The sequence below is a fragment of the Candidatus Eisenbacteria bacterium genome, from assembly GCA_013140805.1.
Classification (GTDB): Bacteria; Eisenbacteria; RBG-16-71-46; order RBG-16-71-46; family RBG-16-71-46; genus JABFRW01.
Window position 1 is genome coordinate 1 of the sequence record JABFRW010000187.1, and the last position, 9,158, is coordinate 9,158.

The following is a 9,158-nucleotide window of genomic DNA, read 5'->3' on the forward strand; positions in this document are numbered from 1 at the left end:
GACGAGTACGACGCGCGACGACGCGCGCGCGGGCACCGACCGCGCGTCTCGGCCGCTCGCCGATCCGGCGCTGGCAGCGCTGTGGGGAACGCTGGTGGTGCTCGCGATCGCGCGCGCGTGGCTCACCACCACGACCGGGATGCACGCCTGGTCTCTGAACTTGCTGCGCTTCACGTCTCCGGTGGTCGGCTGGTCGTGGTGGGCGCTCGCCGCACTCGCGCTGATCCCGCCGCTGGCCGGTGTCGTCGCCGCGCCGTTCGCACGCTTCGGCGACGCATTGGCGCGCGGCGCCTGGGTGGCGCGCGCGGCGGTGGTGGTCGCGGTCGTCGCGCTGGTGGTGGCGTGGCCCGATCAGGTGCAGTTCGTTGGCGACTTCCTGATCCGGCAGGGCTCGGTCTCGATCCAGTACGACGCCGGAAAGATCTCGCCGCAGGCGATGCCGCTCGATCTGTTCATTCACTATCGACTGCCGGTCGAACTCGGAAACCGCTTCGGGTTCTCGGCCGATGCCGCCGGTCGACTGATCGGTGCGCTCGAGGCCGCGCTGCTCGCGGTATTCGCGGCCCGCGCCTCGGCCGCGCTGGGACTGACCGGCGCGGCGGCCGCGACCGCCACCTGCGTGCTCGCCTTCGGCGGCTACCTCGGAATGTTCACCGGCTATCTCAAGGCATTCGCCGCGCTGGTGCCGTGCGTGGTCGCCGCCGGAGGTTCGGCGGCCACGCTGGTGCGCGGCGGACGCGGCGCCGTGGGGCTCGGCATCGCGGTGGCGTTCGCCATCGCGTTCCACCGCTCGGGGCTCGGACTGTTCCCGGGACTGATGATCGCGTTCGCGCTCGCCACCCGTGCGCACGGAGCCCGCCTGTGGCGCCGGCCCGCGACGTGGGTGGGCGTGCTGATCCCGCTCGCGACTCTCGCGGCGCACCTCCCGAGGCTGATCGACGTGTCGCGCCGCTTCGATTCGATCCACTTCACGCCCCGCATCGTCCGAGAGCACGGGGTGTTCGGGGCGCTGCTGCTGCCGCCGCGCCCGGCCGACCTCGCCAATCTGCTCGGGCTGCTGGCCCCGGCGATGCTCGCCGCGCTGGTCGCGTGGCTCGTGAGTCGCGTGATGCGCGACCGTGGGCCGGCCGACCCGGCGAATGTTCGGGTAGGCGTCACGCTGCTCGCACTTGCAGTGCCGATGCTCGCGGTGATGCCGTTCATCCATCCCGCGCAAGGGTTGTTCCGTGACTGGGACGACTTTGCGGCGGCCGGGGCGGCGCTTTCGCTGGTGGTGGCGTTCGGCATCGGGCGGCTGCTCGAGACGCGTCGCGCCCACGCCTGGCTCGGCGTCGCGGTGGCACTCGCGACGCTCGCGGCGACCGCGCAGTGGCTGGCGCTCCACAATGATCTGGCGGGCGGACTCGCGCGTGTGCACGCCTTCGTCGACGAGCCTCCGGCTCGCAGCGACGAGCAGCGCGGCATGACGTTCGACTATCTGGGCGCGCGGCACTTCCGCCTGGCGACGCGTGCGCTGCAGTCCGGCAGCGAGGACGCCGCGCGGACGGATTTCGCGCGTGCCGCCGCCGCGTTCACCGAGGCGGTCGAGTTCGCACCCAGCCCGCGCATCCTCCACCAGTGGGGGCTCGCGGCCGCGCGCTCGGGCAACTACGCGCTGGCTCGCACCGCCTACGCGCGGATGCTCGCCAAGGACCCCGACAACTCGATCGGGTGGCTGAGCTACTCGAACGTGCTGATCCTGCTCGAGGACTACCCGGCGGCACGCCTCGCCGTGACCCGCTTTCTCGAGCTGGAGCCCGGCAACGCGGAGGGGCTCGGAATGTTGAAGGAACTCGACGCGCGGCAGGCGCCCTAGAATTCGTCTCCGAGTGCCCGGTAGCGCGCGGTCCAGCGCGGCGTCGGAGCGACTGCAAGGGCCCGTGCGAGCACCTCGCGTGCTTCGCGCTCGCGCCCGACCTGCGCCAACAGCCGCACCCGATCGAAGCTCGCCGCCGCGTAGGCCGGATCATCGGGCGTCACGTTCGCGAACTGACCGAGCGCCTGCATCAGCTGCTGGCGCGCGTGCAATTCGTCCATCGGAGCGCCGGCTTGAAGTGCCAGTGCCACGCCGAGCCCGAGTCGTGCTTCGCCGTAATGCGGGCTGCGCGCGACGATCGCCCGATACTCGCGCGCCGCGCGCTGGTAGCGTCCGGCGGCGAGCTCGAGGTGGGCGAGCGCCAGCGACACGCGGACGTCGCGCGGGTGCAGGCGCGCGGCGCGGCGCAGGCGTCCATGTGCGGCGGCCAGGCGCTGCTGCTTCAGCGAATCCAGCTCCGCAACCGGAGACTCCCCCGCGATCGCGGTCTCGAGCACCAGCCCGCGCGGCGGAATCGGGAGATTCTCGTGCACCAGCTCGCGCGCCGCGCGGGTATCGGGATCGTCGGGCAGGCCGATCGGGCGTTCTCGCGGGCTCAGCGCGACCACCAGACCCACCGACAGCAGCAGGCCGAGCAGCGCCATGAAGAGGAGCGTCGGCCCGGGACGCCAGCCCCAGGCGGAAGTGGAGAGGTCGGTCATCAGACGACCCACACTAGTCGCGCATTTCGGGCTCCGCAATCGATCTGCGGCGGTACTTCGACGTTCCCTCGCGACCGCATTTGAGCGCTGAAGTGTCAGCGCCGGCTGGCCGATGACTTCCTCGCGTCCTCACGCGCGTCGCCGGCATCGATTTACGTCGCTTGCGCTTCGGGTGCGGACGCATCACGCCTCGGACGCGAGTACATTTCTTTGCCGCAGTCGCAGGCGACCTGATAGATTGCGGCCGATTCGCGCTCGCCGCGTGCGCGCGACTCGCGCCACTTCCTGCGCGCGAGACGGGTCGCGGCGCTCAGGAGCGCATCCACGCTGCGGCCCACGGAGAGCATCACGGACGATGGCGCTCGCCCGCTTCCTTCAAGTTTCCGATCTGCATCTCGGCCGGCCCTTCGGGTGGCTGCCGAACGACCGTCAGGACGAACGTCGTCGTGAGCAGCGCCGCATTCTGGAGCGCGTCGTCTCGATCGCGATCGAACGTGGCGTCGATGCGATCCTGATTCCCGGTGACCTGTTCGACGCCGAGGGGGTCGACACCGACACGGTGCGCTCCGCGGTCGCCGCATTCGAAGTACCCGGATGCCCGCCGGTGTTCATCACGCCCGGCAATCACGATCCGGCCTCCGACTCGAGCCTCTACTGGAATCCGCGACTGCTGGCCGGACGCGGCATCGCGTGGCCGGCCCACGTGCACGTGTTCGTCACTCCCGAGTGGAGCTCGCATTCGGTGCCGAATCTCGAAGGCGTGCGGGTGTGGGGGCGCTGCTTCACGGCGAACGTACCGTCGCTCGAACGGCCGCTCGCCCCGGACGCGCTGCGCGAGGTTTCGGGCCCCGATGCGAATGGATTCCACGTCGCGTTGTTCCACGGCTCGCGCGAGGGCCAGTGCCCGCCCGGCCAGAAGATCACCGCGCCGTTTTCGGACGACGAAGCGACGCAGTCACCGTTCGCATACCTCGCGGTCGGCCACTACCACGCTTCGTCGCGGCTGACCGGCAATCAGGGCGCCTCGAACGGTGTGCGACTCGCCTACGCGGGCTCGGCGGCGGCACTCGACCCGACCGAGATCGGCGTGCACGGCGCACTCGAAGTGCGCATCGAGTACGACCATCGCCAGCCGTTCGTGGAGACCGAGATGGTCGAACTGGATCGTCGCCGCGTGATCGACGCGGAGGCCGACGTGAGCGGTTGCGCGAGCGCCGAGCAGGTCGATCGTCGCATTCAGCAGGCGATCGAACGCGCCGGTGCCGGCGAACACGATCTCGTCACGGTGCGCCTCGCGGGCCGGCTCGCGCGCGGGGTGCGCATGGCGCAGGCCTCGAGCGAAGTGCAGGCGCGGGTCTGGCACCTGAAGCTCGACTGGCGCCGGGTGCGCCCCGACTACGATGTCGCGGCCTACCGCGCGAAGGATCCATCCACCACCGAGGAGCGCTTCGCGCGCACCCTGCTCGATCAGATCGAGAAGGAAGCCGATCCCGCGCAGCGCGCCCTGATCGAGAGCGCCCTGTTCTACGGGCTCGATGCATTCCGGCTCGGCGAAGTAGTGCCGGCCTACGAGGAACTCGAGAGCACGACGGAGGAATCGCGATGAAGATCCTCCGCGTGAAGCTCGACCGTTTCGGGGCGCTGCAGGGCGAGTTCTCCTTCGATCCCGCGCACGTGACCGTTCTGGTCGACGACAACGAGCGCGGCAAGTCCACGCTGCTGGCCGCCATCACCGCTGGTCTCTACGGTCTCGAAGACGATCGCCGCAGCCATCGCGTGGTGACGCCGCGCGAACGCTGGCGCCCGTGGAACGGCGGGAACTTCCGGGTCGAGCTGGAAGTCGACGCGGATGGCCGCCGGCTCACGATCAAGCGGGACTTCGAACGCGACACGATCGAGATCTTCGACGATCGCGGCGGCGAGGTGACCGCCGAGTTCCGAGACGGCAAGGACCGCTTTCCGGTCGGGCAGAAGCTGCTGGGCCTCGACGTCGAAGAGTTCATCAAGTGCTCGTGCATCACCCAGGGCGAGGTGCAGCGCGTGATTCCTTCGGATCCGCGGGATCGCTCCGGCTCCTCGCTGCGCGCGCGACTCGAGAGCGCGGCCGACTCCAAGCTCGGTGACATGAGTGCGACCGAGGCCGTGAAGCATCTCGACGCGGCACTCAAGCGCTACCAGTGCGCGGAACTCGACTCGACGCTGCAGGTCGACACGACGATCCAGAGGCTCGAACTCAAGCGCAAGGACATCGAAGTCCAGCTCCATACGCTCGAGCACGACCTGGACCAGATTCGCGAGCCGCTCGAAGCGCTCGCGCGTCTCGAGGAAGACGAGCGTACCGCGCGTGCCGAGCTGACGAACCTCGAGGCCGAGCGCCAGAGCGCGCTGGCCGGGGACGTGCGCCGCCAGCTCGATGACGACGCGAAGATCCGCGCCGAAGTGACGCGGCTCGAGGAAGAGGCCGCGGGGCTCGCCCAGGCCGCCCACCTTCCGGTGACGTCGGAAGCGAGCCTGCGCGAGACGGTCGGTCGATACGAAGAAGCGAAGCGCAATCTGGAAGCGCTCGAAGCCCGCCGGCGCGAGGAGATCTCGCGCGAGCGCGAGTCGCTGACTCGCGAGCTGGCGGATCTCGAGGTCTACGCCAAACTGCCGGCCGGCGACGCCGATCGGTGCGTCACGCTGGCGTCCGAACTGCGTCGCATCTCCGAGGACGACGAGCGGCTGCGCGAAGAGGTCTTCACGCTGCGCGACGGCCTGGCGAGCTCCGGCCACGAGCCCGAGCGTCTGCAGTGGCTGCAGGAGCGCTTCGGCTCGCTGCCCGCCGAGCGCGTCGCGGTGCTGAGACGCCAGTCCGACATGCAGCTCGCGTATCAGACCGAGGTCGCCACACTCGAGCGCGAGCGCACCCAGGGCAGCGAGGTGCTGCGCGAGATCGACGCGATGCGCAATCGCTGGCTGATGCCGGGCTGGTTCTTCGTCGCGCTCGGACTCGCCTCCGCGGTCGCGGGTGGCTCGATCATGATCCTGAACGGTCTGCAGGTGCTGTGGACCGGGCTGCTGGCGGGTGGCGCAGGCCTGCTCGCGATCGGCGGCATCCTGCTCGGCGTCGGCGCGCGGGCGCGCTCCGGCGACCGCGAGGACGGATTGCGCCAGCTCACCGAATCGCAGCGCAAGCTGTCGGCGCTCAAGCAGGCGCGCGCCGAGACCGACGTCACGCTGCAGGTGCTGTCGCGCCAGATGGGTTATCGCGATCAGGTCGATCTGCTGCGCGAGTGGAACGAGTACGCGCGGCTCTCGGACGAGAGCGCACCGGCGCTGCGCGCCCAGCAGCAGCTCTCGAGCCTCGACCAGCGTCGCCGCGAGGCCCTCGAGCAATCGCGCGAGGTGCTGGCCTCGATCGGCGGTGGCGACCCCGATCCCGAACGGCTCGAATCGGTCGCGAACAAGATCCGCCGTTCCCACTCCATGCTGCAGGCCGCGCGCGATCTGGAGCGCCGTTTCTCGTGGATCGACGACGAGCGACGCGTGGTCGAGGCGCAGGCCGCCGGGCTCCACGAACGCGCGATCCGCATCCTTCAGTCCGCCGGGCTCAGCTACGAGCCGACCCGTACCTGGGACGAACACGCGCAGGAGCTGGCGGGTCGCGTCCAGGGCCGCGTGCGGTGGGCGACCATCACCGAACACCTGCTGCCGGCCCAGCGCATTCGACTGCTCGACCCGTCGGCGGTCGAAGCGCTCCAGTCGCAGCTCGCTTCGATCGAGGCGGGGCTCGCTTCGTTCGGCGCGCGCACCCCGCGCACTCCGGTCGAGATCGAAACCGAATCGCGTCGAACGCGTGAAGAGCTGGACCAGGTGATCCGTCGTCGCACCGACCTGCGCGTTCAGGTCGAGGAGACCGAACGCCGGTGCCGCGGCGAGCATCCGGTGCGCGTGCTCGAAAAGGAACGGGTCGAGGCGGCGCTGCTGCGCGCGCGGCGCTTCAAGCACGCGGTCGAGACCGCGCGCGACACCATCCAGAAGGTGGCCGCGGACACGCATCGCCGCTGGGCCGACTACCTGAACGAGCGCGTCAGCACGTTGCTCAACGGCATCGGCAGCGGGATCCAGCAGCTGCGATTCGGCGACGACCTGGACTTCTCGATCAAGGTTGCCGACGGGCAGCAGCTCGCGCGCGGCAAGGCGGACCTTCAGCTGTCGGCGGGTGCTCGCGACCAGCTCTACTTCGCGGTGCGGCTCGCAGTCAGCGAGTTCCTGTCACGCGGTCACAGCCCGGTGCCGTTCCTGCTCGACGACGTGTTCGTGACCAGCGACGACGATCGCACGCGTGCCGCCATGAAGCTGCTGATCGCGGAGTTCGCGAACGAGCATCAGGTGATTCTGTTGACCTGTCATCGCAAGCGTCACGAGGCGCTGGCGGCGCTGGATCCCGAGCTCTACGCCGCGCGCGTCCGGTGGGTCGACGCGAACGCGTTCTCCCGCGCTTCGTAGCCGCCCGGCCGACCCGAGGGTCGAGTCAGCGGTAACGCGCCTTCATCTCGCCCCAGGTGCGGCCGCTCACCATGGTGCCGCGATCGCAGACTTCGACCTGCATCACGAGCTGGTGATCGGACAGCTCGCCGCGCGCCTCGGAGATCGAGCCTGCACACCCGCGCCGTGCGACCTCCCACAGCGGCTGCCGCGCGGCGCGAAGCTCGTCGCGCGTGAGGAGCGAAACGAGACCGCATTCATCCGCGATCACGACCACCGCGTACGTGCCGCGCGCCGGAAGGGCGAGCGGCGGCGAGAACGTGAATTCGAAGCGGGAAGGACGAATGCCGTCGCCCGCGCCGCGCGAAACCGGCGGCCCCTCGGCGATGATCTGATCGAGCCGCGGGCGACCGGCGTGGTCGGCAAGCGTCAGATAGACGCGCAGCGGAGCGCGCAGGACTCGTGAGGGACCCGGTAGCCACACCGTGACCGCGCGCACCAGCGTGTCGTCGGTGCGAAACGTCTGTGCGAGGCCGCGCGAGGGGCCGAGTGCCCGGCTCCCGGTGGCGACGCTCGAATCGGGGCCGAGTCGGTGTGCTCCGATGCACTGCGAGTTCGAAACCGGCTCGAAGCCTGCGCGAGCGGACGTGGAGAGGACGAAGGCCCCGAGGCACGCGAGCAGCGCGGAGCCCACGAACCGCGGGTGAAGCACGAGAGGTCTGGCAAGTCGCATGCGGTATCCGTGGACCCGTGAGGGCGCCCGGTCGGCGCTTGATACCCCGAGGGGAGCGGGATGGATCCCGCGACAGTCTCCACCCCGCGCCCTTCGGTGTCTACCGCAGAATTGCTAGCGCTTGTGCGGCCTCAGCAGCATCGCCGAGATCACGAGTGCAATTCCTACCATGATCGGAATCAAGCCGACCGCCCACATCGGGCGCACCGAGTCGACCTTCATCATGAGCAGGAAGACGAGGATTCCGAGCCCGCCGAAAATCGTGATGACCCCGCTCACGAGGAAGCTCTGGGAGCGGCGGCGATCGGACTCGGGTCCGGTGAACACGTCGAGGTTCGCGATCGAGTCGACCGGCAGCGGGGCGAGCAGCGAGGGGTCGAGCCCGCGCTGAATCGCCGCGATCCGTTCCTGCTGGGCCAGTTCGATGAGCCGCTGGCGACCCAGCTGTTTGATGATGCCGGACACGATGCCCCCGATGATCGCGATCACGGGCAGCAGAAACAGTAGAAACGGAATGATGAAGTCGGAATCGATCGGCATGGTGAGGTCCTTTCGCGAATCCGGCCGGCGGATGGATCCCGGCACCGGGTGGTACTGCTGGGACCGGTGCGGACGCGCCGGGGTTTCACCCGGTTTGAAACCCGGACGGGGTTGTGGCCGTCTATGCAGGCGATGGACCTCCCCTTCATGGATTCCGGTGCCGCGGCGTGGCCGTCGGCCCCGACCGATGCGGGCCGTGCGGTGCGACCCGATGCCGCGCGGCCGCATTCGCTGCGCGCCGAGAGTGCTGCCGCAGAGGCCGAGCGCGAGGTGGTCGAGCGAGCCCGCGGCGGCGACCAGGCCGCTTTCCGAGTGCTGGTCGAGCGGCATCGCGATCGCGCCTACGGGCTGGCGCTTCGCATCGTGAGGGACAGCGGAGTGGCGGAGGAAGTCGCGCAGGACGCGTTCGTTCGCGCGTGGCGCGCGCTTCCGGGGTTTCGCGGTGAGGCAGCGTTCTCGACCTGGCTGCATCGCATCGTGGTGCGCCGTGCGCTCGATCGTGCCGTGATGTTGACGGCCCGCCGCGCCCGGGAGATCGCGCTCGAGCACGCCCCGGAGCCGATCATCGAATCGGTGGCGGGACGCGCCGCCGCGGCACTTGCGACTGCGGCGCGACTCGAAGGACTGATCGAGCAGTTGAGCCCCATGCAGCGCGCCGCAGTCACACTGTTCTACTACCACGACCGCTCGGTGCTCGAGGTCGCGAGCGTACTCGAGCTGCCCGAGAACACGGTCAAGACTCACTTGAGCCGTGCGCGCGCGGCGCTTCGCGAGGCGTGGGTCACGGGGGAGACGTCGTGAACTGCGAGGGGTTCGAACGCGAACTCGATTCGCTCGGTGCGGCAGCGCCTCGAGCTCGAAC

General features: G+C 69.7%; 7 protein-coding genes. 4 read left to right on the forward strand and 3 right to left on the reverse strand.

The genetic code is table 11. The features are described 5' to 3' along the window. The coding region (locus HOP12_14285) for a hypothetical protein (GenBank protein ID NOT35308.1) at window positions 1–1,855 on the forward strand (1,855 nt) is incomplete at its 5' end. On the opposite strand, the gene HOP12_14290 is transcribed toward HOP12_14285, so the two are convergent. Further along, window positions 1,852–2,556, reverse strand: coding sequence for a tetratricopeptide repeat protein (locus HOP12_14290; GenBank protein NOT35309.1), 705 nt, complete (start codon window positions 2,554–2,556; stop codon window positions 1,852–1,854). The two genes, HOP12_14285 and HOP12_14290, sit on opposite strands and share 4 nt — an antisense overlap. Before the next feature lie 355 nt (window positions 2,557–2,911). On the opposite strand from HOP12_14290, the gene HOP12_14295 reads away from it, so the two are divergent. Beyond that, window positions 2,912–4,162, forward strand: a complete 1,251-nt coding sequence (locus HOP12_14295) for a DNA repair exonuclease (protein ID NOT35310.1) — start codon at window positions 2,912–2,914, stop codon at window positions 4,160–4,162. Continuing rightward, window positions 4,159–7,044 (forward strand): AAA family ATPase, encoded by a 2,886-nt coding sequence (locus HOP12_14300; GenBank protein NOT35311.1) that lies wholly within the window; start codon window positions 4,159–4,161, stop codon window positions 7,042–7,044. The genes HOP12_14295 and HOP12_14300 overlap by 4 nt, the downstream gene beginning before the upstream one ends. Before the next feature lie 25 nt (window positions 7,045–7,069). Here HOP12_14300 and HOP12_14305 read toward each other — a convergent pair whose 3' ends face one another. Further along, on the reverse strand, window positions 7,070–7,756 hold the full coding sequence (locus HOP12_14305) for a hypothetical protein (GenBank protein ID NOT35312.1): 687 nt from the start codon (window positions 7,754–7,756) through the stop codon (window positions 7,070–7,072). Between the two features lie 114 nt (window positions 7,757–7,870). Then, entirely contained in the window at window positions 7,871–8,296 is a 426-nt protein-coding gene (locus HOP12_14310; GenBank protein ID NOT35313.1) for a hypothetical protein, read from the reverse strand. A gap of 132 nt (window positions 8,297–8,428) precedes the next feature. Here HOP12_14310 and HOP12_14315 point away from each other — a divergent pair, with 132 nt between their 5' ends. Beyond that, the gene (locus tag HOP12_14315; GenBank protein NOT35314.1) at window positions 8,429–9,097 is read left to right on the forward strand and encodes an RNA polymerase sigma factor; all 669 of its coding nucleotides are present in this window, start codon (window positions 8,429–8,431) and stop codon (window positions 9,095–9,097) included. Window positions 9,098–9,158: the final 61 nt, after the last annotated feature.

Excerpts from the sequence above, each read along its gene's own strand:
- HOP12_14305 (NOT35312.1), bottom strand. The coding sequence starts at position 7,756 with ATGCGACTTGCCAGACCTCTCGTGCTTCACCCGCGGTTCGTGGGCTCC.
- HOP12_14315 (NOT35314.1), top strand. The coding sequence starts at position 8,429 with ATGGACCTCCCCTTCATGGATTCCGGTGCCGCGGCGTGGCCGTCGGCC.
- HOP12_14295 (NOT35310.1), top strand. The coding sequence starts at position 2,912 with ATGGCGCTCGCCCGCTTCCTTCAAGTTTCCGATCTGCATCTCGGCCGG.
- HOP12_14300 (NOT35311.1), top strand. The coding sequence starts at position 4,159 with ATGAAGATCCTCCGCGTGAAGCTCGACCGTTTCGGGGCGCTGCAGGGC.
- HOP12_14310 (NOT35313.1), bottom strand. The coding sequence starts at position 8,296 with ATGCCGATCGATTCCGACTTCATCATTCCGTTTCTACTGTTTCTGCTG.
- HOP12_14290 (NOT35309.1), bottom strand. The coding sequence starts at position 2,556 with ATGACCGACCTCTCCACTTCCGCCTGGGGCTGGCGTCCCGGGCCGACG.